The 25,786-nt window shown below is 72.8% G+C and carries 22 protein-coding genes and 1 pseudogene; 12 read left to right on the top strand and 11 right to left on the bottom strand.

Annotation, left to right across the window (positions count from 1 at the left end; all coding sequences use genetic code 11):
• Positions 1-193: 193 nt before the first annotated feature.
• Positions 194-2,323, top strand: coding sequence for a DUF3352 domain-containing protein (locus tag H9640_RS04240; RefSeq protein WP_191789498.1), 2,130 nt, complete (start codon positions 194-196; stop codon positions 2,321-2,323).
• Here the strand turns inward: H9640_RS04240 and H9640_RS04245 are convergent.
• A complete protein-coding gene (locus H9640_RS04245) occupies positions 2,217-2,699 on the bottom strand; it encodes a GbsR/MarR family transcriptional regulator (RefSeq protein ID WP_191789499.1) in 483 nt (160 codons plus the stop codon). The two genes, H9640_RS04240 and H9640_RS04245, sit on opposite strands and share 107 nt — an antisense overlap.
• On the bottom strand, positions 2,696-3,502 hold the full coding sequence (locus H9640_RS04250) for an alpha/beta fold hydrolase (protein ID WP_191789500.1): 807 nt from the start codon (positions 3,500-3,502) through the stop codon (positions 2,696-2,698). The genes H9640_RS04245 and H9640_RS04250 overlap by 4 nt, the downstream gene beginning before the upstream one ends.
• Positions 3,503-3,583: 81 nt before the next feature.
• Between H9640_RS04250 and H9640_RS04255 the strand changes: the two genes are divergently transcribed.
• From H9640_RS04255 to H9640_RS04265, 3 genes are all read left to right on the top strand, one after another.
• Positions 3,584-6,166, top strand: coding sequence for a helicase-associated domain-containing protein (locus tag H9640_RS04255; RefSeq protein ID WP_191789501.1), 2,583 nt, complete (start codon positions 3,584-3,586; stop codon positions 6,164-6,166).
• Between the two features lie 48 nt (positions 6,167-6,214).
• A complete protein-coding gene (locus H9640_RS04260; RefSeq protein WP_191789502.1) occupies positions 6,215-7,882 on the top strand; it encodes a DNA repair helicase XPB in 1,668 nt (555 codons plus the stop codon).
• 330 nt (positions 7,883-8,212) lie between these two features.
• Positions 8,213-8,995 (top strand): SAM-dependent methyltransferase, encoded by a 783-nt coding sequence (locus H9640_RS04265; protein WP_191789503.1) that lies wholly within the window; start codon positions 8,213-8,215, stop codon positions 8,993-8,995.
• Between the two features lie 118 nt (positions 8,996-9,113).
• Here the strand turns inward: H9640_RS04265 and H9640_RS04270 are convergent, their stop codons facing one another.
• Positions 9,114-9,713 (bottom strand): TetR/AcrR family transcriptional regulator, encoded by a 600-nt coding sequence (locus H9640_RS04270; protein ID WP_318243637.1) that lies wholly within the window; start codon positions 9,711-9,713, stop codon positions 9,114-9,116.
• Positions 9,714-9,832: 119 nt separating this feature from the next.
• Between H9640_RS04270 and H9640_RS04275 the strand changes: the two genes are divergently transcribed.
• Complete coding sequence (locus H9640_RS04275) at positions 9,833-10,786, top strand: alpha/beta hydrolase family protein (RefSeq protein ID WP_191789504.1); 954 nt, start codon at positions 9,833-9,835, stop codon at positions 10,784-10,786.
• A 556-nt stretch (positions 10,787-11,342) separates the two neighbouring features.
• Here H9640_RS04275 and H9640_RS04280 read toward each other — a convergent pair.
• From H9640_RS04280 to H9640_RS04295, 4 genes are all read right to left on the bottom strand, one after another.
• Complete coding sequence (locus H9640_RS04280; protein ID WP_191789505.1) at positions 11,343-12,368, bottom strand: hypothetical protein; 1,026 nt, start codon at positions 12,366-12,368, stop codon at positions 11,343-11,345.
• A complete protein-coding gene (locus H9640_RS04285) occupies positions 12,365-12,931 on the bottom strand; it encodes a SigE family RNA polymerase sigma factor (RefSeq protein ID WP_307824209.1) in 567 nt (188 codons plus the stop codon). The genes H9640_RS04280 and H9640_RS04285 overlap by 4 nt, the downstream gene beginning before the upstream one ends.
• A gap of 452 nt (positions 12,932-13,383) precedes the next feature.
• Positions 13,384-14,289, bottom strand: a complete 906-nt coding sequence (locus H9640_RS04290) for an alpha/beta fold hydrolase (protein WP_225226721.1) — start codon at positions 14,287-14,289, stop codon at positions 13,384-13,386.
• Entirely contained in the window at positions 14,282-15,307 is a 1,026-nt protein-coding gene (locus H9640_RS04295) for an NADP-dependent oxidoreductase (protein WP_191789507.1), read from the bottom strand. Before H9640_RS04295 ends, H9640_RS04290 begins: the two co-directional genes overlap by 8 nt.
• Positions 15,308-15,415: 108 nt before the next feature.
• Here H9640_RS04295 and H9640_RS04300 point away from each other — a divergent pair, with 108 nt between their 5' ends.
• Positions 15,416-15,823 carry a winged helix-turn-helix transcriptional regulator gene (locus tag H9640_RS04300; RefSeq protein WP_191789508.1) on the top strand — a complete coding sequence of 136 codons (408 nt, stop codon included), beginning with the start codon at positions 15,416-15,418 and terminating at the stop codon, positions 15,821-15,823.
• Between the two features lie 13 nt (positions 15,824-15,836).
• Positions 15,837-15,920, top strand: a pseudogene (locus H9640_RS19820) (hypothetical protein); the annotation flags it as partial.
• A gap of 76 nt (positions 15,921-15,996) precedes the next feature.
• Here H9640_RS19820 and H9640_RS04310 read toward each other — a convergent pair.
• Positions 15,997-16,692: a DUF5701 family protein gene (locus H9640_RS04310; RefSeq protein WP_191789509.1), complete on the bottom strand. Its 696-nt coding sequence runs from the start codon at positions 16,690-16,692 to the stop codon at positions 15,997-15,999.
• A gap of 169 nt (positions 16,693-16,861) precedes the next feature.
• On the opposite strand from H9640_RS04310, the gene H9640_RS04315 reads away from it, so the two are divergent.
• Together H9640_RS04315 and H9640_RS04320 are read left to right on the top strand one after the other, a co-directional pair.
• Positions 16,862-18,985, top strand: coding sequence for a TPM domain-containing protein (locus H9640_RS04315; RefSeq protein WP_318243638.1), 2,124 nt, complete (start codon positions 16,862-16,864; stop codon positions 18,983-18,985).
• An 84-nt stretch (positions 18,986-19,069) separates the two neighbouring features.
• Positions 19,070-19,867: a PspA/IM30 family protein gene (locus tag H9640_RS04320; RefSeq protein ID WP_191789510.1), complete on the top strand. Its 798-nt coding sequence runs from the start codon at positions 19,070-19,072 to the stop codon at positions 19,865-19,867.
• Between the two features lie 74 nt (positions 19,868-19,941).
• On the opposite strand, the gene H9640_RS04325 is transcribed toward H9640_RS04320, so the two are convergent.
• The gene (locus H9640_RS04325) at positions 19,942-20,238 is read right to left on the bottom strand and encodes a Dabb family protein (protein WP_191789511.1); all 297 of its coding nucleotides are present in this window, start codon (positions 20,236-20,238) and stop codon (positions 19,942-19,944) included.
• A gap of 87 nt (positions 20,239-20,325) precedes the next feature.
• A complete protein-coding gene (locus H9640_RS04330) occupies positions 20,326-21,084 on the bottom strand; it encodes a type 1 glutamine amidotransferase (RefSeq protein WP_307824213.1) in 759 nt (252 codons plus the stop codon).
• Positions 21,085-21,231: 147 nt separating this feature from the next.
• Here H9640_RS04330 and H9640_RS04335 point away from each other — a divergent pair, with 147 nt between their 5' ends.
• Complete coding sequence (locus H9640_RS04335; RefSeq protein WP_191789512.1) at positions 21,232-21,840, top strand: NYN domain-containing protein; 609 nt, start codon at positions 21,232-21,234, stop codon at positions 21,838-21,840.
• 81 nt (positions 21,841-21,921) lie between these two features.
• On the opposite strand, the gene H9640_RS04340 is transcribed toward H9640_RS04335, so the two are convergent.
• Positions 21,922-23,121, bottom strand: coding sequence for a winged helix DNA-binding domain-containing protein (locus H9640_RS04340; protein ID WP_191789513.1), 1,200 nt, complete (start codon positions 23,119-23,121; stop codon positions 21,922-21,924).
• 168 nt (positions 23,122-23,289) lie between these two features.
• Here H9640_RS04340 and H9640_RS04345 point away from each other — a divergent pair, with 168 nt between their 5' ends.
• Complete coding sequence (locus H9640_RS04345) at positions 23,290-24,039, top strand: response regulator transcription factor (RefSeq protein ID WP_191789514.1); 750 nt, start codon at positions 23,290-23,292, stop codon at positions 24,037-24,039.
• Positions 24,036-25,772: a sensor histidine kinase gene (locus H9640_RS04350; protein WP_225226722.1), complete on the top strand. Its 1,737-nt coding sequence runs from the start codon at positions 24,036-24,038 to the stop codon at positions 25,770-25,772. The genes H9640_RS04345 and H9640_RS04350 overlap by 4 nt, the downstream gene beginning before the upstream one ends.
• The last annotated feature ends 14 nt before the right edge of the window (positions 25,773-25,786 follow it).

Here is a 25,786-nt window from a genome sequence, read left to right on the forward strand (position 1 = left end):
AGGTTACCGGGACAGAGCCCTCACAGTCGCATCCGCCGGGCCGCACCCCGCCGAGCACGTCCGGGTGAGTTCCCGCGGCGGGGAGTTCTCCCCATGGATGGGGGCTGCGAGCCGTCGGCGGCCTCCACTAGCCTTCGGCTCGACCGCCGACGCACCGCGCCGGTCGAGCCGACGCCGACCCAGAGGGTTCACCATGACCACGCCGCCCACCTTCCCTCCTGCCGATCCCTCGGGGGCGTGGCGACCACCCGCCGGTGACACGCCTCCCGCCCCGGTCACGGTCGTGACCGTCCGGCCCTCCCGGCTGCGCACCGGCCTGGTGCTCGGCGGCGCGGCGACCGCGGCCCTCGTCCTCGTCGGCGGGGGCGTCTTCGCCTACAGCGCGCTCGACGGCGGCGGAGCGCAGCCCGAGGCCGCCCTCCCGGACACCGCGTTCGCCTACGTGCGCGTGGACCTCGACCCGTCGGCCACGCAGAAGGTCAACCTGCTGCGCCTCGCGAACAGGTTCCCCGATCTCGCCACGGACCTCGACGTGGACCTCGGCGAGGACGCCGACCTGCGCCGGCTCGTCGTCGACGCGATCTCGAAGAGCGGCACGTGCGAGATCGACTACGCCGCCGACGTCGAACCGTGGATCGGCCAGCGCGCGGCCCTCGCCGCGCTGCCGCCCGTCGAGGGCGCGGCGACCGGGCACGCAGGAGCCGCACCCGAACCCGAACCGGTGCTCGTCCTCCAGGTGACCGACGAGGCCGCCGCCCGGATCGCCATCGAGTCGGGCCTGGGCTGCGGCGACGGCGCGAAGGCCGCACAGGTCGCGTTCACGGGCGGGTACGCCCTGATCACCTCCGAGCGGGTCGCGGCCGCCGACGTGGCGGCAGCCGCGAAGAAGGCACCGCTGGCCGACGCCCCGCGGTTCACCGCGGACATGAAGGCCCTGGGCGACCCAGGGCTCGTCTCCTACTGGGCGGACGTCGAGGGCGCGATCACCGCGCTCGAAGGACAGGAGGGGGCCGAGGAGCTGGGCGCAGCCGTCGGCGACGGTCTGCGCACCGTCTCCGGAGCGGCACGGGCAGGCACCGACCACCTGGAGATCGCGATCGCCGTCGGCGCCGACGAGAAGGTCCTCGCACCCTTGAAGGGCTCGGGGACGTCGCTCCTCACCGGCCTGCCGGACAGCACCCTGTTCGCGTCGTCCGCGACGATCGACCCCGCGTCGGTCGACCAGCTCTGGGAGCAGCTGAGCACCCTCGCCGACACGTTCGGGTCGAGCGGCCTGGGGAGCCTGGGCTCCGGAGAGGACCTGCTCGGCGACGACTGGACCCTGTCCTCGCACGAGGTCCGCACGGCAGGGACGCTGCCCACCGCCACGGAGGCCGAGTGCGCGGCGCTGCTCGCGCTGCCGGAGAACGCGTTGGACGCGTCGAGCTGGGGCTTGACGCCCGAGGAGCTCGCCGAGGTCACCCAGAGCTACGACGAGTCGTTCATGGCGGGCTGCACGGGGGACTACTCGTCGCTCGAGGGCCTCGCCACCGCCCCGGGCACCGAGGAGGCAGACCTCTTCGGGGACGACCCGCAGGCGGGCACGACGACCGACGACCTCCTGTCGAGCGACCTCGGCTTCCAGGAGACGGTGGACGAGCTCGAGAAGACCTACGACCTGCGGCTGCCCGAGGACCTCAAGACCCTCCTGGGCGAGCAGGTCGTCGTCGCGCTCGACTCCGCCGGTCTCGACGACGTCTCGGCCGTGACCGGCCTGGCCGACCTCGACCTCGGCGCTCGCACGATCGGGGACAAGGCCGCGCTCGAGAACCTGCTCGGCCGGATCGACGCGATCCTCGTGGACGCCGGTGCGGAGAGGCTCACGAGCGCGACCACGAAGGACGGGCTCGTCGTCGCCTCGAACGAGGCGTACGCCGCGCGCCTCGCCCAGGACGGGACGCTCGGCACCGTGGGCGCCTTCCGCACCGTCGTGCCCGACGCGAAGGGCACGGCGAACGCGGCGTACCTCGACATCGACGCGCTCGAGTCGGGGGGGGGGGGCGGCCGCCCGCGCGAACAGCCCCGCGCCGGGCGGCGACGACTCGTGGATCGCGTACGTCGAGCCCTTGCGCGCCCTCGGGCTCTCCAGCCGTGTCGACGGCGGGCACAGCCTCACGAGCCTGCGCGTCAGCTTCGACTGAGACCCGCCCGTCCGGGTAGCCGGCGGCCGGTCGCGATCACTCGGGGCGACCGGTCGCCGACCTTCCCGGCGCGGAGCGAGCACCGCCCCCGCGTCGCAGGATCTGCTCGCCCGCGGCGACGTAGCCGTCGAACAGGTCGATGACGTCCGCGAGCCGCTGCTGGGCGACCGGCAGCCCGTCGACCAGCGTCCGGCCCGTCTCAAGGGCGTCGACGAACGTCCGCACCCGGCGGTACGACGCCTCGAGCAGGGTGTCGAGGCCCTGCGTCGCCTCCACGAGAAGGCGACGGCTGCCCGGCTGAGGGAGGGTGCGGGCCAGCCCCCAGGCCGCGAGCTCGCGCGTCGACGTGCTGACCTGCCCCTTGCTGAGCCCCACGACCTCGCCGAGGTGGTCGAGCGAGACGGGTCGGTCCTCCAGGAGGAGCGCGCCGTAGACGCGCCCGGTCGCGCGCGACAGGTTCCACGACGCCAGCAGGTCCCCCACCGCGTGCAGGAACGCGTGCTGGTCGGACGTCGTCATCGCGCCTCCCCGAGGAGGTCGAGGAAGCGCACGAGCTCCTCGGTCACGGCCTCGGGGGCGTCCTGGCTCACGAGGTGACCCGCCTGCGGCACGACGACGTCGCTCACGTTCTCGTGCCGGGCCCACGCGGGCATCGCCGTCCTGATGTTCCCGGTGCGGTCCTCCTCGCCGCGGACCAGGGCCAACGGCACGGGGGTCCGGTACGACGGGTCGGGAGCGACGAACGCCGTCGTCGCCCGCCAGATCTGCAGGAACCGCGCCTTCGACACCTGGCCGAATGCGCGTTCGGCGTCCCGGCGGGCGGCCTCGGTCGTCGCCGACGCGGTGGCCATGAGCCGCGGGAGCCGCCGCGCGGGGACGAGGGACAGGCCGGGCGCGGCGAGCCTCAGGAGCTGACGCTCCCACCGGCTCAGCGGCCCCGTGTTCCAGGTCGCCCCCAGCACGACCAGCCCGGCGTACCTCTCGGGGGTGCGCCGGACGAGCTCCTGGGCCAGGTTCCCTCCGAGCGAGTGCCCGACCAGCACCGGCCTGTCCAGCCCGAGCGCCGCGACGAGGGCCTCGACGTCGGCGACGAGCAGGGGGGCCGTGAGCGGGGTGCTGGTCGGACGGGAGGCACCGTGCCCGCGCAGGTCCGGCAGGACGACTCGGCAGCCGTGGGCGGCGAGCGCCGTCGCCTGGTCGGCGAACGTCTGGTGGTCCGCGCCCGCGCCGTGCAGGAGCACGACGGCGGGACCGGGCCCGCCGGAGTCGTGGAACGCCAGGGTGGCCCCGTCGAGCCACAGACGTCCCTCTAGATTCAGCATATTCCGAATATAGATCATGCTCCCGTCCGCGCGAAGGGTGCCCGAGACGGGAGAACCCCCGACCCGCGTAACATCGGACGGATGGCCTCAACGCCTCCGGCTCCGCGCCGGACCTTCCCCGAGGCTCTTCGCTCCCGCAGCGACGAGCACCTCGTCGCGCTGCTGCTGCAGCGCCCTGACCTGGCCACTCCTTCGCCGTCGACGCTGCGCTCGCTCGCAGCACGTGCCACCAGCCGTACCAGCCTGGACCGGGCGATCGCCCGGCTCGACGCCCTCGAGCTCCAGGTCCTCGAGTCCGTCCTCGTCCTCGGGGACCAGCACGCTCCACGGACGCCGACGTCCCGGCCCGCCCCCTCCCGCCCCGCCACCCGCCCCGCGGGCGAGGACACGGCCGTGACGGTCGACCGCGTCCTCGCGGCGCTCGGTGCGAGCGACGGGGACGCACCGGTCGTCCGGGCCGCGGTCGCGCACCTCGAGGAGGCCGCGCTGCTGTGGGACCGTGACCCGTCGCCGCGCACCGACCTCGCGGTCGCGCCGGGCCTGTCCGAGGTGCTCGGCCCCTACCCCGCGGGCCTCGGCCCCACCGACCCGTCGTCGCCGCTCGCCGCTCCACCCACCGGCGACCCGGCGTTCGGCCCGCCCGGGACGACGCCCCTCGGCGACCTCCTCGCGGACGCGCCGCCCGGAGCCCGCAACATCCTCGACGCCCTCACGTGGGGGCCGCCCGTGGGCGTCGCGCCGCGCGCCGACCCGGCGGGCCGTGAGGCGACGACCTGGCTCCTGCGTCGGCGCCTCCTGCTCGCCTCGGACGAGCGGCACGTCGTCCTGCCCCGCGAGGTCGCCCTCGCCCTGCGCGGGGGCCGCACGCACGCCCGGCCCCTCGCGCACCCGCCCGAGCCCGAGGCCCCGCACTTCGCCGAGGACACCATCGCCGCAGAGGCCGCGCGCGCGGCGCAGGACGCGGTCCGGCTCGTTGCCCACCTCCTCGCGCTGTGGCAGGCCTCGCCGCCGAGCGTCCTGCGCGCGGGCGGGCTCGGGGTGCGCGACCTGCGCCGCCTCGCGACGACGCTCGAGGTCGAGGAGCCGACGGCCGCGTTCGTCGCCGAGCTCGCGCTCGCCGCGGGACTCGTGGTCGACGACGGCGAGGACCCTCCCACGTTCACCGTCACGGTCGCGGGCGAGGACTGGCTCGACCTCCCCCTCGCGCCACGCTGGGCGCTGCTCGCCGCAGCCTGGGCAGGCTCTGGCCGCACGCCGTGGACCGTCGGCAGCCGCGACGAGCGCGGCACGCTGCGCGCGGCGCTCGAACCCGACCTCAGCCGCCCGTGGGTCCCGCGCCTGCGCTTCGACCTGCTGTCCGCGCTCGCCGACCGTCCCGGGACGGCGCTGACCTCGGCCGACCTCCTGGCCGTCCTGCGCTGGGGTTCGCCCCGGTCCGTCCCACCGGTCCAGGCCATCGAGGGGCTGCTCCACGAGGCCCACCTCCTGGGGGTCACGGGGGTCGGGGCGCTCGCCCCCACGGGCCGTGCGCTCCTGCTGCCCGACGGCGCCACGCCCCCCGCGCGGCCCGGCGCACCCGCGGCGCCGAGCAGGTCGGGAGCGCCCGCGCTCACGTCCGCGGAGACGACGCTCGCGACCGCCCTCGAGTCGGTCCTGCCTCCCGAGGTCGACGAGCTCCTGCTCCAGGGCGACCTCACGGGCATCGTCCCGGGGCGTCCCAGCACGGCTCTCGAACGGCTCCTGGAGGACGCCGCCGAGGTCGAGTCGCGCGGGGCCGCGATCACGGTCCGCTTCACTCCCGAGTCCCTGACCCGGGCGTTCGACGCGGGCCGCACGGCGGACGACCTGCTGGCCGACCTCGCAGGCCACTCCCGGACGACGCTCCCCCAACCTCTCGACTACCTGGTCCGCGACACGGCCCGGCGCCACGGGCGGTTGCGGGTCGGGAGCGCGTCGAGCTACGTGCGTGCCGAGGACGCCGCGCTCCTGACCGGCCTCGTCGAGGACCCGTCGCTGCGACACCTCTCGCTCTTCCGTATCGCGCCCACCGTCCTGGTCTCGCTCGTCCCCGCGGCGACGCTCCAGGCCGCGCTGCGCGACCGCGGCCTCGCCTCGACCGTCGAAGGACCTGACGGGCGGGTCGTGCGCACCGAGCGGCTCCGGACCACAGCGCGTTCCCGCGTGGGCGGGCGACGCCCGCTGGACACTGCCACCCGGGGGCGCTCCGCCGTCGGGCCGGCGGTGCACCAGGAAGATGCCGCAGCCCGGCGCGAGCGGTACGCCGAGCTCGTCCCGCGCCTGCGCGCGGCCGACGACGCGGCCCTCGCCGCACCACCTGCGGCGACGACCCGTGACGACGTCGTGCCCGAACCTCGCGGAACAACCGAACCCCCCGCGGCGTTGGGACTCCTGCGCGACGCGATCGACGCGGGCGACCACGTGGTCCTCGAGACGATCGACCCCACCGGTCAGCCGACCCGGCGCCGCGTCAAGCCCCTCGTCCTCGAAGGCGGCCGCCTGCGCGCCCTGGACCCGGCGCGCGACGCCGAGCTGACCGTCGCCGTCCACCGCATCGCGGGCGTCTTCACCGACGCCCCCGCCCCCACCCAGGACGCGTCGACCGACACGACCACGAACGCGTCGGCGGGGGCGCCGAACGACTAGCCCGCACCACCCGCGTCACGACACGGCGCACCACCCGGAAGGACGCCCATGGCCGACGGCCCCCTGATCGTGCAGAGCGACAAGACCTTGCTGCTCGAGGTCGACCACCCGCGCTCGGGCGACGCCCGACGGGCGATCGCCCCCTTCGCCGAGCTCGAACGCGCCCCCGAGCACGTCCACACCTACCGGCTCACGCCGCTCGGGCTGTGGAACGCGCGCGCCGCGGGGCACGACGCCGAGCAGGTCGTCAACGTGCTGCTCGAGTACAGCCGCTACCCCGTGCCGCACGCGCTGCTGGTCGACGTCGCGGAGACCATGGCACGCTACGGGCGGCTCCAGCTCGTCGCGCACCCCACGCACGGGCTCGTGCTCCAGGCGACCGACAAGGCCGTGCTCGCCGAGGTCCTGAAGTCCAAGCGGACCGCGGGGCTCGTGGGCGACCGGCTCGGGGACGACTCCGTGATCGTGCACCCGTCCGAGCGCGGGCACCTCAAGCAGGTGCTGCTCAAGCTCGGCTGGCCCGCCGAGGACCTCGCGGGATACGTCGACGGCGAGAAGCACCCCATCGACCTGTCGCCGACCGACCCGGCGCACGAGGACAAGCCCTGGGCCATGCGCCCCTACCAGCAGCAGGCCGTCGAGGGGTTCTGGCACGGGGGCAGCGGCGTCGTCGTCCTCCCCTGCGGCGCAGGCAAGACGATCGTCGGCGCCGGGGCCATGGCGAAGTCCGGGACGACGACCCTGATCCTCGTGACGAACACCGTCAGCGCGCGCCAGTGGCGCGACGAGCTCGTACGGCGCACCACGCTCACCGAGGACGAGATCGGCGAGTACTCGGGCGCCCGCAAGGAGATCAAGCCCGTCACCATCGCCACCTACCAGGTGCTCACGACCAAGCGGAAGGGTGTCTACACGCACCTCGAGCTGCTCGACGCCCGCGACTGGGGACTCGTGGTCTACGACGAGGTCCACCTGCTGCCCGCCCCGATCTTCCGCATGACCGCCGACCTCCAGGCGCGCCGCCGCCTGGGCCTGACCGCGACGCTCGTGCGCGAGGACGGACGCGAGGACGAGGTCTTCAGCCTCATCGGGCCCAAGCGGTACGACGCCCCCTGGAAGGACATCGAGGCCCAGGGGTACATCGCGCCCGCGGACTGCGTCGAGGTGCGCCTCACCCTGTCCGACCGCGACCGCATGGCGTACGCGACCGCCGAGCCCGAGGACAAGTACCGGCTCGCGGCCACCGCAGCGGGCAAGAACCGCGTCGTCGAGCAGATCGCGGCCGCGCACCCCGACGACCAGGTCCTCGTGATCGGCCAGTACCTCGACCAGCTCGAGGAGCTCGGCGACCACCTCGACGCGCCCGTCATCACAGGGGCCACGACCGTGCGCGAGCGCCAGCGGCTGTTCGAGGCGTTCCGGTCCGGGGAGATCTCCCGGCTCGTCGTGAGCAAGGTCGCGAACTTCTCGATCGACCTGCCCGAGGCGTCGGTCGCGATCCAGGTGTCCGGGTCGTTCGGGTCGCGCCAGGAGGAGGCCCAGCGCCTGGGACGCATCATGCGCCCCAAGCAGGACGGCCGCACCGCGCACTTCTACGCCGTGGTCTCGCGCGACACCGTGGACCAGGACTTCGCTGCGCACCGCCAGCGCTTCCTCGCGGAGCAGGGCTACGCCTACCGCATCGTCGACGCCGAGGACCTGGGCGTCGTGCAGTGACCGGCGGGGACCCGGGCGTCGTCTAGCAGAGGGGCGCGAGGCTCGCGGGGTGGTGGGTGTGTTCGCGGCGGACTGGCAACAATTGTTGCCGCTCCGCAGCAGGACACCCCCCCTGCGCCCCGACCGCCGGTCAAGCCCGCGCCGCTCGGGGTGCCGCGTCTCAGAGCTCGCGGTAGTAGTGCACGAGCGGCAGCGCGGTGAACCCGCACGCCTCGTACATCGCGCGGGCGGCCCCTACCCGTCGTCGCCTCCGGTCCAGACGCTCGCGTAGGCGCACCCGGCCTCGCGCATCCCGTGTCCCGGCCGTTGCTCCTCGCATAGGGTCCGGGGATGGATCGATCCACACTCCTGCGCCTGGCGCACTCCGAGCACCCGATCGCGTCGCCGCTGAGCGATGTCCGCGTCGACGGCCTGCTCGACCGGACGACGGGCGGCCGAGGGAGCGTCCTCGACCTCGGGTGCGGTGACGGCACATGGCTGCTGCGGGCGTTGGACCGCGAACCGGGCCTCACCGCGGTGGGGGTGGACACGTCCGACGTCGGGTTCGAGGAGACGCTTGCCAAGGCTGCTGTCGCGGGTGTGGCGGACCGGCTGACGCTGGTTCAGGGCGACGTCCGGGAGTACGTGAGCCAGGCGCCGTTCGATGCGGTGCTCAGCGTGGGCGCGGCGTACGCGTTCGGGGGCCTGGAACCCACGCTCGAGGCTGCGCGCGGCCACCTCGCCGCCGACGGCCTGCTCCTGCTCGGTGACTGCTTCTGGCCTGCGCCTCCGACGGCGGCCGTCCTCGACGGCCTCGGTGGCCTCTCGGCGGACGAGTACCTCGACCTGCCCGGCACCGTCGACCTCGTGACGCGGCACGGGTGGGCGACGGTGCACGGGCACGTCAGCACGCAGGAGGAGTGGGACGACTACGAGTGGGCGTGGACGGGGGCACCCGCTCGCTGGGCGGTCGAGAACCCGGACCGCCCCGAGGCGCGTGAGGTGCTCGCCGCGGTCGAGAAGCACCGCGACGGCTGGCTCCAGGGATACCGCGGTGGTCTCGGGTTCGTCACGCTGGTCCTGCACCCGGGCCGGGCGTCCGTCACGAGTCCTCGAGGAACGGCCCACCGGTAGCGGTGTCTGGACGCCGCTGGACCGACCGGTCGTCGGGCGTCGTGCATCGCAGCAGCAGGTCGCGTGATTCTCGCAGCGCATCCTGTCGTGCTCCGCGCGAGGAGGCGATGGGCCTGAGTCAGTGAACTCGTCGGCTCAGCACGCCCGAGACGAGTAGTTGTACGAGAGCGGCGGCGTCGTACCGGTCATCGACCGCTGCACCGATGCAGAGGTTTCCGATGCCCTTGAGCACGTTGTACGCATCCACCGGCGGAGCTGTATCCATGGGCTCCAGCGCTGCCTCGAGGAGGGCGCCAGCTACCGGCACGAGACGGCCGACGAAGTAGGTGTGCAACGCGTCGGACCCTGCGCTGTCTCCTTGCAGTGCGGCAGCGAGCCCGTGCTTGGTGACGAGGAACTCCACGAACAGTGCCACCCATGCCCGCAGGGCTGCCTCGGGCGTCTCGCTCTCCGCGAGCAGCCGTGGGCCGGCGTCTGCACATGCCTCGACCTGGTGCCGGTACACCGCCACCACGAGCTCTGGGCGCGTCGGGAAGTGACGGTAGATCGTCCCCACGCCCACGCCGGCCTTCGCCGCGATCTCCCGCACTGGAGCATCGACCCCGGACGTCACGAACACCGCTGCCGCTGCGTCGAGGAGCGCCTGCTCGCTCCGGCGCGGACGGCCCGCTCGGGGTGCCCCCGCACTGCGCAACTCGTCGCCCCGGGTCTCAGCCACGCCTGTCCTCACCGAATTCTTCGTCCGTGGATTGCATTACGGAGCAACGTTCCGTAATGTTTCGGAACGGTGCTCCGTTCGAGGGTACTGCAGAGCGCGCCCTTCGGAAGGACCTCGTCATGGCCTCATCACTCCTCGACTCCCTGGACCGCACCATCGGTGCCGGCGCCCCGGTCGTCTCCGTCGCTCCGATTCAGCTGTTCGCCCCGGATCGACCGGTCCCGCTGGAAGTGCGCGTGTCTGCCCCTGCCACAGGCGTGAAGCTCCCTGTCGTGGTGTTCTCCCATGGCAACGGATGGAACTTGGATGGGTACGCGCCGCTCACAGCGTTCTGGGCCTCCCGCGGGTTCGTCGTGATCCAGCCCACCCACTTGGACTCACGCCGCAACGGATTCGGGTTTGACCACCCGGTCTTCCCGACGATCTGGACGGAGCGAATCGCGGATCTCGTCCGCATCCTCGACCAGCTCGACGCCGTCGAGGCCGCGGTCCCCGGACTGGCCGGGCGCATCGACCGCAGCCGCATCGCCGCGACCGGTCACTCCTGGGGCGGCCAGACGGCGCAGTCGCTTCTCGGCGCCCGAGTCTTCGACGAAGCGGGTCACGTCGGGGCGGACATGACCGACGGGCGCGTCACCGCTGGCATCCTGTTCGCCGCAACCGGAGTCGGCGGGGATGACCTGCACCCGTTCGCGCAGGCGAACTTCCCCTTCATGCGCCCCTCGTTCCAGGAGCTGACGACTCCGACCCTCGTGGTCGCGGGCGACCACGACCAGTCGAAGATGTCCAGCCGTGGACCTGACTGGTTCACCGACGCCTACACCTACAGCCCCGGCGCGACAGACCTCCTCACCCTCTACGGCGCAGAGCACGCGCTCGGTGGAATCGTCGGATACGAAGTCGCCGAGACCACCGACGAGAATCCGGAACGGGTCGCAGTCGTCCAGCGGATGAGCACCGCCTACCTTCGGACCGCTCTGCACGTCGACGAGAACAGCTGGCGGGCCGCCCGTGCCGCCCTCACGACCAGCACCGATCCGATCGGACGCGCCGACAGCAAACGACAGGCGTAGTCGGGCCTGTCGCCACGCATCAGCGGTCGTCTGCGAGCGCCCGACGGCAGCACGTGATCGGCACCGCGCCTGCGGGCGAATCCGCACGCTCGACGCGAGCACGGCGTCGACGGCGGCGGAGCGGGTCGTCGAGTCGGCAGAGAGTGCGGCGGTCGTGTCATTGACGACCGCTAGTCGGGCGTCATGGAAGAAGGTGGTGCGACGTCGGAGAAACGCCGGTCCTCACACAGTCGTGTCCGCCACGGCCGCATCGCTGCGGCGTGTGCGGTTCGCCAAGCATGAGCCGAGGGTCGCGGCGGCGCCAGTGGCGAGAAGCAACAGTGCAGCTGTGAGCAGTGTCTCGTGCACGTACTCCAGGCGCTCGTAGACCCCTCGGACAAAGTCGGCGTCTTCGCTGGTGAGAGAGAGCGGCGAACTGCGTGGTGACGCACCAGCGGTTGGCTCACGCGACGAGGTTGGCGACGCCGAGCGTCCCGCCGCACAGAACACCGTTCGTGGCCGTCGCGCTGGGCGTCGGCGTACCAGTCGGCAGGGGCCTGGTTCATGGTGGGGTCGCTCACCATGTGGCCGGGTCCATCGACAGGCCTTGCTCCTGGAGGTATGCCCGCGAGGCCTCGAGCGCGGCCTGCTCGACGGGACGTCGCAGCTCGAGGTAGTCCCTGGCGCGGGTGATGTACTCGCTCTCCCGGGCAGCCTGGATGTCGGCGAGCCGCTGGACGGTACCGAGCTCGTCCTTGCACGCAAGGTCGAGCTCACCGATCCGGATCACCTCGTCAGGGGACGCGTCACGCACCCCGGGAGGAACCATTCCCTCGTCTGGCCCAGGGGGTTCGACCCCTCGCCCTGCCAGACACTGCTTCCACTCGTCGACGACACCGATCCCCTCCGGCGTGGAAGTCGCCGGGGTGACACCGGTCGGAGCCACCGCCTCGAACTGACCTGGGTCGTAGGAGAGCCCCGCTTCGTTGACCTGACCGAAGCACGAGCGCTGCTGCTCGATGGCGGCCTCGTCCTCGACCCGAGCGCGAAACCGGTTGGGACTCTCGACGGGTTCTTGGGTGTAGCCGTCCGTCGCGAGCAAGCCGTGACGCCACAGGCCGAAGCCGGCTCCGTCGAAGGTCTTCTCTGCGGGGACAGGGCCCACGAGCTGCACGAGATCCTCGTAGCCCGCTGCGGTCATGCACCGCGCGACGAAGACGTCCCGTGCGGTGTCCATCTCGGCGCGCTCCTCGGCGCTGACGAACCAACCGTCGAGCGGAGTCGTGATCGTCCCCGCGTCCTCGTCGACGATCGCCCGAACCGGTTCCTCGGTCGCGCTCTCCGCAGGTTCCGGGCTCGTCGTCGCGATGCTCGTTGCGGGCATGAGCAGAGTCTCACGGGGTCGTGGTGCCACGAGGTCCGGGACGGTGACCGCAGCCGCGGCCACGACGGCGGCGACAGCCAAGGACGCCGCGACACGGCGGCTCCGGGTCCGGCCTGCCCGGCGGCGTGCGACGTCGAGGGCGAGGTGCGGATCGATCGGCGCTTCTGGCAGCGCCTCGTCCACGAGCTCCCGCAGACGTGTTGAGAAGTCGTCGGTCACGGCGTGCTCTCCGCTCCATCGATGGGGTCTGACAGGGCCCGGCGTAGTGCGGTGAGCCCGCGTGCGCCGGCGGACTTCACCGTGCCGCGGGCGATCCCGAGCTCGGCGGCGACCTCGGCCTCTGACATGTCGAGCAGGTGGCGCAGCACGACCACGCGCCGCTGCTTGACCGGAAGTGCGCGAAGCGCCCGGGTGAGCTCGTCGCGCAGGACGATCTCGGTGCTGCGGTCGCTCTCGCCGTGGTCGGGCAGTTGGTCCTGGGTGAGCAACAGCTCACGGCGGGTGCGGCGCCAGGTGTCGATGCGCAGGTTCGCCAGGATGCGCCGGGAGTAGGCCATCGGGTCGCCGTCACGTGCGCGGCCCCACGCGCGGTAGGTCCGCTCGAGCGTCGCCTGGAGCAGTTCCTCCGCGCGATGCGGATCGCCACTGAGGAGCGTCGCGATCCGTCGCAGCGTCGCACCGTGCTCAGCCACGAAGGCCACGAACTCGGCGTCGCGCGACCGTCCGGAGACGACCACGTCGACGACGGCACTCTCGGCCTGCCAGTCCTCCTCGACGTCCACCTCAACGCCGACCATCACGCCACACCTTCATACCCCCCATCACGCAGCACCAGGCCATCCGGTTCCACCCACGCCATCTGAGTTCGCACGATCGGGATCTGCGTCATGAAAGCGAACCCGATACCTCGGACTCTCCAGAGCATGACTGACGGGTGCGAGTTGTTCGACGAGGCAGAACCGACCGTTTGGCAGGCGTCGCACGAATGGGTTCTGCGACGTCGTAGAACCCCGGGCTTTCGCTGCGTGGGCGACGAGGAGACCCCTGATCTCGCGCCAGCATCTTGGGCGAGCCAGTGGTCTCGTCACCACGAGAATCTGAGCGACCGAGCGCATGTCGAGCAGGTCCGCCGGGACCAGCCCGCGGCCTCTTGGCGGTCCAGGATGTCTCGACCGATCGACGGTGGCGCTCGGCGGCTGATCGTAGACGTTCTCCTGCTGTAAGGGGCCCGGGGTCAGGCGTCGAGGTGTGCCAGGAGCGTGGGGATGAAGTCGCGATGGTGGTGGAAGACGCCGCCGTGGCCTGATCCCGGGTAGATGGTGAGGGTGCTGTCGGGGATGCGGGCATGCATGTCGCGGGACAGTGCGGTGGGGACCATGCGGTCGTGGTCACCGTTGGCGATCAGCGTCGGCGCCGTGATCGCCGTAAGGTCCTGCTGCCGCTGGCGGCCCCAGGCCTTGATGCCGGTGATCTGGCGCCGGAATGCGGTCAGAGTGATGGGGTCGTCGCGGTCCATCACGCGTTCGCGGATCCTTATGAGGTAGTCCTTCGCAGCGGCCTTGCCTGCGGGCGTGCGGGGGAAGAAGAGGAACTCCTTGACGTCGGTGCGGGCGAGCGCGGCGCGGACCATGTCGACGTAGATGTAGGCGCCGCCGGTGGGGTGGTCGATCCCGGTGCCGCCCGCGGGCCCGGTGCCGGTGAGGACGAGCCTCCGCACGAGTCCGGGATCATCGAGGGCGACCTGCTGCGCGACGAACCCGCCGAGGGAGAAGCCGAGCAGGTCGATCCTGGTGAGGCCGAGCGCGGCGACGAACGCACGCGCGGCGTCGGCCATGCCCTCGACGGTCAGGGGGACGGTGCCGGTCGATCTGCCCACTCCGGGTAGGTCTAGGGCGATGACGCGACGACCGGCGGCCAGGGCGTCGACGACGCGCGGGTCCCACTCGTCGAGGGTGGCGCCCAGGTGGGTGAGGAGCAGGACCGGCGTCCCTGCGTCGGCGCCGAGCTCGCGGTAGGCGAGGGTGTCACCGGCGACGTCCAGATGGAGGGTGGGGGCGGTGACCCAGGTCATCGCTCGTGCTGCGCCGCTGACGGTCTCGCGGATGCGATGGCTCGCCGGGGTGGCGGGTGCGTCAGGCATGGTTGACGCCCCCCTCGGGGGTCGTGGTGACGAGGATCTTGCCGCGAGCTCGACCAGCGAGGAGCTGATCGAGTGCGACCAGGGTGTCGTCAAGAGGCAGGACGCGGTCGACGACCGGGCGCAGGACGCCGTCGTCGACGAGCCCGGCAGCCGCGGCCAGGGCTTCGCCGTCGGGCTGGATGAACAGGAACCGGTAGCGCACGCCGAGGCGCCGGGCCTGCCCCCGCAGGCGGAGGCTGAGGACGGCGAGCGCGGCCTTGACGACGCGTCCCGCGCCGGCTTGGTCGGCCAGGTGCGGGTCGGGTGTCCCGGCGATACCGACGACGAGGCCGCCGCGACGCAGAACACGGAGGGAGCGGGTGGTGATGTCACCGCCCTGGGTGTCGACGACGATGTCGACGGGGACGTCGGCGAGCCGTTCGACGAAGTCCTCGCTGCGGTAGTCGATGACGATATCGGCGCCCAAGGCTCTGACGACGTCGGCGCTGTCGGCCGATGCCGTCGTGGCGACGGTGGCGCCCAGGTGCTTGGCGAGCTGGATCACGGCCGAGCCGACTCCGCCGGCCCCGCCGTGCACGAGGACGGTCTGCCCCGGCTGGAGCTGGCCGAGGGTGACGAGCGCCTGCCATGCGGTCAGGGCGACGACGGGCAGGGCGGCGGCGTCGACGAGAGGGATGCTCGACGGGGCGGGGGCTAGGGCGGCGGCGTCGACGGCGACGACCTCGGCCCAGGAGCCCATACCGACGACGCCCGTGTAGCCGTACACCCGGTCACCGGGGCCGAAGCCGGTCACGTCCTCACCGACGGCGATGACCTCGCCGGAGAGCTCTCCACCCATGACCTTGGGCAAGTCGAGGTGGAAGACGGCCTTGAACTCGCCGATGCGGGTGCGCTCGTCGGCGTGATTGACCCCGGCCGCGACCATCCGCACGAGAACCTCGTGCGGGGCCGGCATCGGCTCGGGCATCTCGACCGCCCGGAGCGGCTTTCCGTACGTCTCCAGGACGAAGGCCTTCATCGTGTCTCCTCGGGCCGGCCGAAACCAGCCAAGTAGTTGCATTGTGTTACTGCTTGGTTTCAGCGTAGAGTGAGTGATCACGAAGTGCAACTACCTGGATGGAGGGCGATGATCTCCGAACCGCGATCGTCGTGCCCGATCAATCGCAGCCTGGAGCTGCTCGGTGATCGGTGGAGCCTGCTGATCCTGCGTGATATCGCCTTGCACGACCGGCGGTCCTTCCGCGAGCTGCTCACCGGCAGTCAGGAGGGCATCAGCGCGCCTGTCTTGTCGCGCCGCCTGGCCGACCTCGTCGATCAGGGCCTCCTGACGAAGGCCGAGACCGCCCGCGGCAAGCAGGGCAGGTACTCGCTCACCGAACTCGGACTGGCGACGATGCCGCTCCTGGTCGAGCTCGCGCACCTGGGAGGGCGGCTCGACCCCTCCACCCGCGCCTACGCGCCCGACATCGGCGACGGCCCCGACGCGATCGAAGCAGCCGTCTCCGCCCTGCGCGCAGCGCACATCGGCCCCTGACGCGCGCCACCGCCTGCGCCGGCCATGCAGGCACCAGCAGAACCTCGACGAGCGCGACGCCGTCGCGGAGAAGGCGTCCGGCACCTGCGAGGACCGCCCCGGGCTCACCCGAGTGCTCGCCGGCCTGCGCGAAGGAGACACCCTCGTTGTCGAGCTCGCGCGCGGCGCCCGAGCTACCCCTGCGGCGTCCCGACACGACCCGCGCCCGACGCGAAGCCGAGCCACGTGTGCCGGTTGCCCGCCCAGCACCAGCCAACCTTGGGCGCACCGCGGCGTTCCTTGCCGTCGCGGCCGGTGCCGTTCGAGATCCATACGGCGGGCGTGCGGGAGTCGAGGCGTCCCTTGTCCTTGCGGAGCCGCGACCCGATCGTCATGTAGCAGTGGTTGCGCTCGACGACGTCGGGTGCCTGGAGCGCCCAGTGGATCCCTTCACTGAGGACGAGCGGCGTGCGGCCGCGTCGCGTGATCTCGGGCAGCGCCTCGTCGGGCGACCAGTTCGCCATGTCGTCGCCGCGGTCGACGTCGGTCACGACGTACAGCGGACCGCCCGGCAGGGTGAGCCCCTCGAGGGGTTCGAAGCGGTCGACGTCGTCCATGTCGACGACCACGAACCCCTCCTTGTCGCCGAGCCTCAGCAGGGGCGCGAGGGCGGACGGCGGGGCGAGGCGGGGGTGCACGGTGAGCAGCCCGCCGTCGGGTGCGCCGTGCGCAAGGTGCCCGACGGCGTCGCGCACCTCGTCCACGGCCAGCCCGGCGAGGGCGTGGACGCCGAGGGCGATCAGGCGCTCGGCCTGGTCGGCCAGCGGCGGCAGTGCCGCGCCCGGCCTCGTCGGGTGCGCGGGCGTGGTCGTCGTGGTCGTGGTCGTCATGGGTTCCTCTCGTCGGCGTCCCCTCCGCAACACAGTACGCCGTACGAACATTCCCCACGCGGGCTTCTCGACGCCTGCCGCGCGCGTCGGGCGACCAGGTCGGGTGAAATGCCCCCCGCTGTCCCGTTTCGCGATTGCGGCCCCCGCACCGGTGGGAAAGGATCACGAAGTGGCCTCGTCGTCCGTCTCCCCCGCGCTCCATCGCCCGTCCCGCCCTGGGCGCCGGCCCGTCCTGCGACGCGGTCTGTCGCTCGGCATCGCTGCTGCGCTGACCCTCACCGGCCTCGGTGCCGCCTCGCTCACCGCACCGGCCGTGGCCTCCCCGGCCACTGCCTCGCTCCCCGCCGAGCAGCCCCTCGACCTCCCGGGCCGCATCACCGACCCGGCGGGGGCGCTCGGCGACCAGACCGACGAGGTCGAGGCCGCGATGGACCGCCTGGAGGAGGACACCCCGTACCAGCTCTTCGTCGTCTACGTCGACACCTTCGACGGGCAGGACGCGCAGTCCTGGGCCGCTGCGACGGCCAACCTGTCGGGCATGGGCAGGGACGACGTCCTGCTGGCCGTCGCGACCCAGGACCGGCGCTACGACCTGTCGGCCGACCACAACATCGGGCTGTCCGAGGCGTCGCTCGACACGGTGCAGGAAGCGATCGAGGACCAGCTCAGCCAGGACGAGTGGGCAGGTGCCGCGGTCGCCGCGGCCGACACCCTGCGCGCCGAGGCGACCGGCTCGTCGTCGTCGGGCGGCTCGGGCTGGCTCGTGGCGCTCGTGGTCGGCCTGCTCGCCATCGCGGGCTTCTTCGTGGTCCGCGCGATCCTGAACAAGCGCCGTGGGACAGCCGCGAAGCCGGGCGGCGCGGACGAGGCCGACGAGCTCGCCCAGCTCCCCACCGACGAGCTGAACCGCCGGGCGAGCTCGGCTCTCGTCGCGATCGACGACGCCATCAAGACCTCCGAGCAGGAGCTCGGCTTCGCACAGGCCCAGTTCGGCCTCGAAGCGACGCAGGAGTTCCAGGTGGCGCTCGAGACGGGCAAGCAGAAGGTGTCCCAGGCGTTCGCGCTGCGTCAGCAGCTCGACGACGACACCCCGGAGGCCGAGCCCCAGGCCCGCACGATGATGGCGCAGATCATCGCGCTGTGCACCGAGGTCAGCCAGTCCCTCGACGCCGAGTCCGACCAGTTCGACGAGCTGCGCGACCTCCAGGCCCGCGCCCCGGAGGTCCTCGACACGGTCGAGCGCCGCGCGGGCGAGGTCGAGGCTCGCGTCGCCCCGGCCCGCAGCACCCTCGCGGCCCTGTCCACGACCTACCCTGCGGCGGCGCTCGCGTCGGTGTCGGCAAACCCCGACCAGGCCCTCCAGCTCGTCGCAGGCGCCCGCGAGGCCGTCGCCGCGGGCCGTGCGGCTCTCGAGGGCAAGGACCGGGCGTCCGCCGTCGCGCACGCCCGCGCGGCGGAGAACGCCGTGGGCCAGGCCGTGACCCTCCTCGACGCGATCGACTCGGCCGGCGAGGTCCTCGCGCAGGCCGGCCAGCGACTCGACGTCGCGGTCGCGTCGATCACCGCCGACCTCGCCGACGCAGCCCGCCTGGCACCGGCCGACCCGACCGTGACGGCCCGCGCCGCCGAGGCCCAGGCCGCCGTGGCCGAGGCCAGGACCGCTCGCGACGGCGGCGACCCCATCGCGGCGCTGCGCCGCCTCACCGACGCCGAGGCCGCGATCGACGCCGCACTGGCTCCGTTCCGCGAGAGCGCCGAGCAGGCAGCACGCGCCGCGGCGCTCCTGCGCGACACGATCGGGCGCGTCGACTCCCAGATCCGCGCGACGAACGACTTCATCGAGACCCGACGCGGCGCCGTCGGGCCGGAAGCCCGCACCCGGCTCTCCGAGGCGATCCGCTACCTCGGCGAGGCCCGCGCCCTCCAGCCCTCCGACCCCGTGCGCGCGCTCGCCACCGCCCAGCAGGCCGACACGCTCGCCCAGACCGCGGCGCAGCTCGCCCAGCGCGACGCGTCCGCGTGGGAGTCCCAGCAGAACGACGCCGGGATGTTCGGCGGCGGCACGGGAGGCGGCGGGAACAACGTCGGCGGCATGGTCCTCGGCGGCATCCTCCTCGACCAGATCCTGCGCGGCGGTGGCGGCGGACGCCGCTCCGGAGGCGGGTTCGGCGGAGGCTACGGCGGCGGAGGTTTCGGCGGCGGCGGCTTCGGCGGGTCGTCGAGAGGCTCGTCGGGCGGCCGGTCCTCCCGGGGTTCGTCGGGCAGCCGGTCCAGCAGAGGAGGACGGTTCTAGGGACCGACCGCGGTCCCCAGGTCGAACGGCAACCACGCACGACAGCACCGCGTACCCGCATCCACGAGCAGGAAGGCACGACCCATGGCAGAGAAGCAGAGCATCTTCGGACGCATCACCCAGCTGGCCAAGGCGAACATCAACTCGCTGCTCGACGGCGCCGAGGACCCGCAGAAGATGCTGGACCAGCTCGTCCGCGACTACACGAACAGCATCGCCGACGCCGAGCAGGCCGTCGCGCAGACCATCGGCAACCTCCGGCTCGCCGAGCAGGACTACAACGAGGACGTCGCGGCCGTGCGCGAGTGGGGCGACAAGGCCGCCGCCGCGTCAGCACAGGCCGACCGGTTCCGCGCCGAGGGGAACGCCGCCAACGCCGACAAGTTCGACAACCTCGCCAAGGTCGCGCTCCAGCGACAGATCTCCGCCGAGGGCGAGGTCCGTCAGGCCGAGCCGCTCATCGCGTCCCAGCGCGAGACCGTCGAGAAGCTCAAGACCGGCCTCGCGCAGATGAAGGGCAAGCTGGGCGAGCTCAAGTCCAAGCGCGACTCCCTCGTCGCCCGTCAGAAGTCCGCCGAGGCGCAGCAGACCGTCCAGGGCGCGATCAGCTCGATCAACGTCCTCGACCCCACGAGCGAGGTCTCACGCTTCGAGGAGAAGGTCCGCCGCGAGGAGGCCAAGGCGCTCGGGCAGGCCGAGGTCGCCGCGTCCTCGCTCGACGCGCAGTTCGAGGAGCTCGAGGCGTCAGGAGCGAACATCGAGGTCGAGGCACGGCTCGCGGCGCTCAAGAGCGGCGGGTCCTCCCCCGCCCCGCAGATCACGCCCACGACCGTGACGTCGATCGAGGCCGGTACCGAGGACGCGCCGTCCGGGGGCTGGTAGGCCCGTCGCTCGACGGACGGCGGCGGCCGGTGCCCTGGTGGGGCGCCGGCCGCCGCCGTGTCACGAGCAGCCGCTCAGGTCGGCAGCGGCTCGTAGTCGATCTCCAGGAAGTCCTCGACCTCGGGGACCCAGCGGTCCGCGACGAACGCCCGGTGGTCCGGGTGCCGGTCGTAGGCCGCGTAGGCGTCGGCGTCGGCGAACTCCATCGAGAAGCCGAACGTGAAGGCGTTCTTGGCGCTCGTCTGGCGCAGCTGCTCGAACCTCTCGACGCCGGGGATCTGCGCCAGGACGCGCGCGTCGGTCAGGAAGGCGGCTTCGGCGGCGGACCCCTCGGGGTGGCGCAGGCGGAAGGCGACGGTGTGTCGGATCATGCCGACACCCTGCCACCGACCACCCGGTGGCGATCGCCGGACACGCAGCAGGCGCGGGCAGCCCGGTGCGGCCTCCCGCCGCAGGACCTACGCCCGCACGCCCCGGCGAGCGACGTCGTCGTGCACGACGGCGAGGAACGACTCCGCGAGCAGACGTCCCGTCTCCAGGACCTCGCCCTCGAACGGAGCGGCCTCGGCGAGGACGTTCTCGGTGTCCACGTCGCCGTGGTCCGCGGCCCAGCGGCGGACCGTGTCGAGCGTCGCCTCGGGGTGGAACTGGACGCCCAGCGCGGAACCGTGGCGGAACGCCTGGTACGGGTACATGTCGGACATGCCGAGCCAGGTCGCGTCCTCGGGCAGGTCGATGATCGCGTCGGCGTGCATGCTGAGCGTGAGCGAGCGGGCCCGCTTGCCGGTCCCTGCCGCGGCCCGAGCCAACGCCCCGAGCACCGGGTCCGCCTCCGCCCCCGACCTCCAGAACACGCGCGTCAGGCCGACCTCGCGCCCGGGAGGGGCCGCGACCTGCACGTGACCGCCACCCGCGACCGCGAGGAGCTGGGCGCCGAGGCACACGCCGAGCGTCGGCACCGCGGCGAGCACCGCGGCGCTCAGCAGGTCGCGCAGCGCGGGGAGCCAAGGGGCCACGTCGTCGTCGTAGGCGGACATCCGTCCGCCCAGGACCACGAGGCCGCCGCCGAGGTCGGCGACGTCCGGCAGGGCGTCCCCCGCGAAGGGGCGCACGAGGCGGACGTCCGGCCCGAGCCGGTCCGCGAAGGTGTCCAGGGTGACGTCCGGGGAGTTCTGGACGACCGTGATCCGGACCGGGTCGAGAAGCTGGAGGTTCACCGCTGAAAGGTACTCGTAACCTGGGGTTCACATGCAAACCGTGCCCACGCCTCGGCGGGATCCGTGTCAGAGGACGGGTCGCCCAGCGAGCCGCGGGCTGCGACCGGACGGCCGGCCCGACCTGCCGTGACGGATAGGCTGGACCCCATGTCGGACTCCAGCACGTCGAACGGCCTCGTCAGCAAGCAGGGTGAGGCCAGGCGGCGCACCTACCTGATCGTCGACGGGGAGAACATCGACGCGACGCTCGGCATGAGCGTCCTGGGCCACCGCCCCAACCCCGAGGAGCGCCCCCGCTGGGACCGCATCGTCGACTTCGCGGCGAACCTGTGGGGCCAAGACGTCACGCCCCTGTTCTTCCTGAACGCGTCGTCCGGCCAGATGCCCATGGCGTTCGTCCAGGCGCTGCTCGCGATGGGCTACCGCCCCATCCCGCTGGCCGGGTCGAGCTCCGAGAAGGTCGTCGACATCGGTATCCAGCGCACGCTCGAGGCGCTCCAGGGCCGCCCCGGCGACGTGCTCCTCGCGAGCCACGACGGCGACTTCATCCCCCAGGTCGAGGACCTCCTCGAGGACGGCGACCGCCGCGTCGGGCTGCTGTGCTTCCGCGAGTTCGTCAACTCGCGCTTCTCCGAGCTCGCGTCGCGCGGCCTGAGCTTCCACGACCTCGAGGACAACGTGGGCGCGTTCACCACGGTCCTGCCGCGCGTCCGGATCATCCCGCTCGACGAGTTCGACCCGCTGCGCTACCTCTGAGCCGCCTCGGAGCCCGGGAGGGCGGGGCCGCGCACGTCGCGCGGTCCCGCCCTCGTCGTGTCCCCGGGCGGCGGGAAGCGCTCAGCCCCGCAGCTCGCGGTACAGCGGTGTGGGGAACGACGCCGTCACGCCCCCGCCGTCGAGCAGCCCGGTGATGCGCGCCGCCTCGGCGTCGACGGCCGCCGCAGCATCCGTCCCGACGTCCTCGAGCAGGCGCACCGCGGGCGAGCCGTCGGCCCGCACGGCCCACGCCCCGACGATGCGCCCCTCCCACCAGACGGTCGCCCCGATGTTCCCCGCCGTGTCGAAGAGCTGTTCGCGGTGCGGCCCGAGGTACCAGTCGCGGTGCTTCCAGCCCATGGCCGTGGGGTCGAGCGAGGGCAGCAGGGCCACGTGACCGGCGGCGGCGTCCGGTGCGGGCGCCAGGTCCGTGGTCCGGAGCGCCACCCCGGCGCCCAGCCCGTCGAGCTCGACCTCACGCACGTCGAGCGCCGCGAGCGCGGCCCGCGCCTGCCCCAGGTTCCAGCCGGTCCACCACTGGAGGTCCGCGACGGTCGCCGGGCCGAAGGACTCGAGCCACGCGGACGCGAGCCGCACCCGCGCCTCGGCCTCGTCGATCTCGGGGACGCCACCCGGCAACCAGTCCTCGACGGGACGCCACAGGAAGCGGTTGGAGGACCACCCGCCGGTCGGTTCGCCCCGGACGATGCGACCCTCCGCCGACAGCAGCGACAGCAGCGGTGACGTCAGCGAGCGCCGCACGTCCCACGACTTGGTGGTGGTCGGCAGGAACGCGGTCCGCAGCACGGGGGCCCGCGCCGAGAGCTGAGCGCCCGTGAGGGGCCCGTGCTGCGCGAGGGCGTCGTGGACCTGCTGCTCGGCACCCGCGAGGAACGCCTCGGCGTCCTCGACGGGCGGGTCGGTGGGGATCGTCGCGAGCTCCTTGAGGAGCCTGGCCCGCAGCCGTCGCCCGACGGCGGCGCTCGCCCCCGCGTGGACGACGGGCACCAGGTCGCGCGCCACGACGAACAGGGTGCGGCGCATCGCGAGGACGCGCACGAGGGAGCGCCGCTCGTACAGGGCGGCCTGCACGTCCTCGACGCGCAGCGAGGGGACGCGCGCGAGGACCGAGAGGTAGACGCTGGGGGCATCCGTCGCGTGGAGCGCGACGAGGCGGTCGACGACGCCCTCGACCGTGGTCTCGGGTCGCGGGCCCGCAGCCCCGAGGTCGAGCTGGTGCGCGACGAGGCGCGCCCTGCGGTCGTGGTCGCTGATGCGCATCCTGGTCCTCGTCCTGGTCGTCCGCGCCCGTCCCGGGCCCGGGGCGTGCAGGCCCATGCAACCACCGTCCGCCGACACGGGCCGCGCGCCACGTGGCCGATGCTGCGCGCCATGCGTCGCACCGCTGCCGCCCAGGCGACTCCCAGGGTTCGGTCGCACACTGGAACCATGAGCGAACCCGAGGCACGGCTGGTCGTGGTCGACGACGAGCCCAACATCCGCGAGCTGCTGTCCACGTCCCTGCGTTTCGCCGGATTCGAGGTCTACGCGGCCGCGGACGGCACGAGCGCGCTCAAGCTCGTGCGCGAGGTCGAGCCGGACCTCGTGGTGCTCGACGTCATGCTCCCGGACATGGACGGGTTCACCGTGACGCGCCGCATGCGCGCCACGGGCCAGCACACGCCCGTGCTGTTCCTCACGGCACGCGACGACACGCAGGACAAGGTCACGGGCCTCACGGTCGGCGGGGACGATTACGTGACCAAGCCGTTCAGCCTCGAGGAGGTCGTGGCCCGCATCCGTGCGGTGCTGCGCCGTACGCACGCCGAGCCCGATGACACCGCGGTGCTGCGCTTCGCGGACCTCGAGCTCGACGAGGACTCGCACGAGGTGCGCCGCGCGGGCCAGGTCGTGGACCTGTCCCCCACCGAGTTCAAGCTCCTGCGCTACCTCATGCTCAACGCCGGCCGCGTGCTGTCGAAGGCGCAGATCCTCGACCACGTCTGGCAGTACGACTGGGGCGGCGACGCGAACATCGTCGAGTCCTACATCTCGTACCTGCGCCGCAAGATCGACAACCTCACGGTGACCGGCCCCGACGGCACCGAGGAGCCCGTCCAGCCGCTCATCCACACCAAGCGTGGCGTCGGGTACCTGCTGCGCACGCCCCCGGAGTCCGGGAGCACCCGCCGGTCATGAGCACGCCCTCCTCGCCCGGCGGTCCGGCCGGAGCGCCGGGCCGCTCGGGCGCGCTGCCCCCGGTCCCACCGCCACCCGGCCCGACGACGTCGCGACCTTCCTCGGCACGCCCCGCCCCGGGCGAGGCACGTCCTGGGACACAGGCTCCGGCGTCGGGCGCGACGGGCGGCGCCGGGCCGACGCCGCCCGCTCCTCCGCTGCCCGCGCCCGACGAGCCGCGCCCCTACGGCAAGTCCGTGCCCACCGAGAACTGGGGCTGGTTCGCACGCATCCCGCTGCGCACACGGCTCGTCGCGATCATCATGCTGCTGCTCGCAGCGGGGCTGGGGATCGCGGCGGTCGCGACCAGCGCGTTCGTGTCGAACTTCCTGGTGACGCAGGTCGACGACCAGCTCAAGGCGACCTCGGTGGACGTCGCGGCCGACCCGGAGAGCCAGTTCAACCAGAACACGGTCGGCCTCCCCAGCGACTACTACATCCTCTACCGGTGGTCGAGCGGGCGGAACGAGCCGCGGTACTTCGCGAAGACCGTCCTGAGGTACGGGGTGCCGGACATCCCCGCGTTGTCGCTCGACGAGGTGCGACGGATCGACGGCCCGTTCACGGTACCGCCCAAGCAGGGCGGTGTCCTCACCCCGACCGAGCCGACGCAGTGGCGCGTCATGCCGCTCATCGGCCCCGACGGGTCGACGGCGTTCGTCGCCCTCCCGCTGAGCGGGATCCACGAGACCGTCAAGTTCCTCGGGTGGACCCTGGCGATCAGTGCGGTCGTGATCGCCTTGGTCGGCGGCGCGTTCGCGTTCCTCGCGGTCCAGCGTGCGCTGCGCCCGCTGCGCGAGATCGAGGAGGCTGCCGCCGACATCGCCGGTGGCGACCTGACGCGCCGTGTCCGACCCGCCCCGCCCACGACCGAGGTCGGCTCGCTCGCGGACTCGCTCAACACCATGCTCAACCACATCGAACGGGCGTTCGCGGCCTCCGAGGCCTCGGAGGCGCGCATGCGACGCTTCGTCTCGGACGCGAGCCACGAGCTGCGGACCCCGCTCGCGACCGTGCGCGGCTACGGCGAGCTCTACCGCATGGGCGCCCTGACGACGCCCGAGCAGATGGACGACACCATGCGCCGCATCGAGGACTCCGCGACCCGCATGGGCACCCTCGTGAACGACCTCCTCGCGCTCGCGCGCCTCGACGAGGGCAGGCCCATCCGCCACGAGCCCGTGAACCTCGCGGCCCTGGCCCGCGACTCCGCGGGCGACCTGCACGCGCTGGACCCCACGCGCGAGGTGCGCCTCGTGGGGCTGGGCGGAGCGCCCGTGGACGCCCCCGCGGACGTCACCGTGATCGGCGACGAGGACCGGCTGCGGCAGGTCCTCGCCAACCTCATCGGGAACGTCTCGCAGCACACCCCGGCAGGCACCCCCGTGGAGATCGCGCTCGGGACGCAGGTCTCGGCGGGTGGGGCTCCCGTGGGCGTCCTCGAGGTCCGCGACCACGGGCCGGGCATCACGCCCGAGCAGGCGGCCCACGTGTTCGAGCGGTTCTACCGCGCCGACTCGTCGCGCAACCGTGCGTCGGGGGGCTCCGGGCTGGGCATGGCGATCGTCGCGGCCATCGTCGGGGCGCACCACGGGCACATCTCCGTGGCCCCCACGCAGGGCGGTGGCCTCACGGTTCATGTGGAACTCCCGACACAGGGCTACGATGGCGGGTCGTCGGCGGATCGGACGTAGGCTCGAAGGAGCAT

It is taken from the genome of Oerskovia gallyi (genome assembly GCF_014836745.1).
Lineage (GTDB): Bacteria > Actinomycetota > Actinomycetes > Actinomycetales > Cellulomonadaceae > Oerskovia > Oerskovia paurometabola.

Bases quoted from the DNA above. Each gene is read 5' to 3' on its own strand.
- H9640_RS04240 (WP_191789498.1), top strand. From the start codon at position 194: ATGACCACGCCGCCCACCTTCCCTCCTGCCGATCCCTCGGGGGCGTGG.
- H9640_RS04245 (WP_191789499.1), bottom strand. From the start codon at position 2,699: ATGACGACGTCCGACCAGCACGCGTTCCTGCACGCGGTGGGGGACCTG.
- H9640_RS04250 (WP_191789500.1), bottom strand. From the start codon at position 3,502: ATGCTGAATCTAGAGGGACGTCTGTGGCTCGACGGGGCCACCCTGGCG.
- H9640_RS04255 (WP_191789501.1), top strand. From the start codon at position 3,584: ATGGCCTCAACGCCTCCGGCTCCGCGCCGGACCTTCCCCGAGGCTCTT.
- H9640_RS04260 (WP_191789502.1), top strand. From the start codon at position 6,215: ATGGCCGACGGCCCCCTGATCGTGCAGAGCGACAAGACCTTGCTGCTC.
- H9640_RS04265 (WP_191789503.1), top strand. From the start codon at position 8,213: ATGGATCGATCCACACTCCTGCGCCTGGCGCACTCCGAGCACCCGATC.
- H9640_RS04275 (WP_191789504.1), top strand. From the start codon at position 9,833: ATGGCCTCATCACTCCTCGACTCCCTGGACCGCACCATCGGTGCCGGC.
- H9640_RS04290 (WP_225226721.1), bottom strand. From the start codon at position 14,289: ATGCCTGACGCACCCGCCACCCCGGCGAGCCATCGCATCCGCGAGACC.
- H9640_RS04295 (WP_191789507.1), bottom strand. From the start codon at position 15,307: ATGAAGGCCTTCGTCCTGGAGACGTACGGAAAGCCGCTCCGGGCGGTC.
- H9640_RS04300 (WP_191789508.1), top strand. From the start codon at position 15,416: ATGATCTCCGAACCGCGATCGTCGTGCCCGATCAATCGCAGCCTGGAG.
- H9640_RS04310 (WP_191789509.1), bottom strand. From the start codon at position 16,692: ATGACGACCACGACCACGACGACCACGCCCGCGCACCCGACGAGGCCG.
- H9640_RS04320 (WP_191789510.1), top strand. From the start codon at position 19,070: ATGGCAGAGAAGCAGAGCATCTTCGGACGCATCACCCAGCTGGCCAAG.
- H9640_RS04325 (WP_191789511.1), bottom strand. From the start codon at position 20,238: ATGATCCGACACACCGTCGCCTTCCGCCTGCGCCACCCCGAGGGGTCC.
- H9640_RS04335 (WP_191789512.1), top strand. From the start codon at position 21,232: ATGTCGGACTCCAGCACGTCGAACGGCCTCGTCAGCAAGCAGGGTGAG.
- H9640_RS04340 (WP_191789513.1), bottom strand. From the start codon at position 23,121: ATGCGCATCAGCGACCACGACCGCAGGGCGCGCCTCGTCGCGCACCAG.
- H9640_RS04345 (WP_191789514.1), top strand. From the start codon at position 23,290: ATGAGCGAACCCGAGGCACGGCTGGTCGTGGTCGACGACGAGCCCAAC.
- H9640_RS04350 (WP_225226722.1), top strand. From the start codon at position 24,036: ATGAGCACGCCCTCCTCGCCCGGCGGTCCGGCCGGAGCGCCGGGCCGC.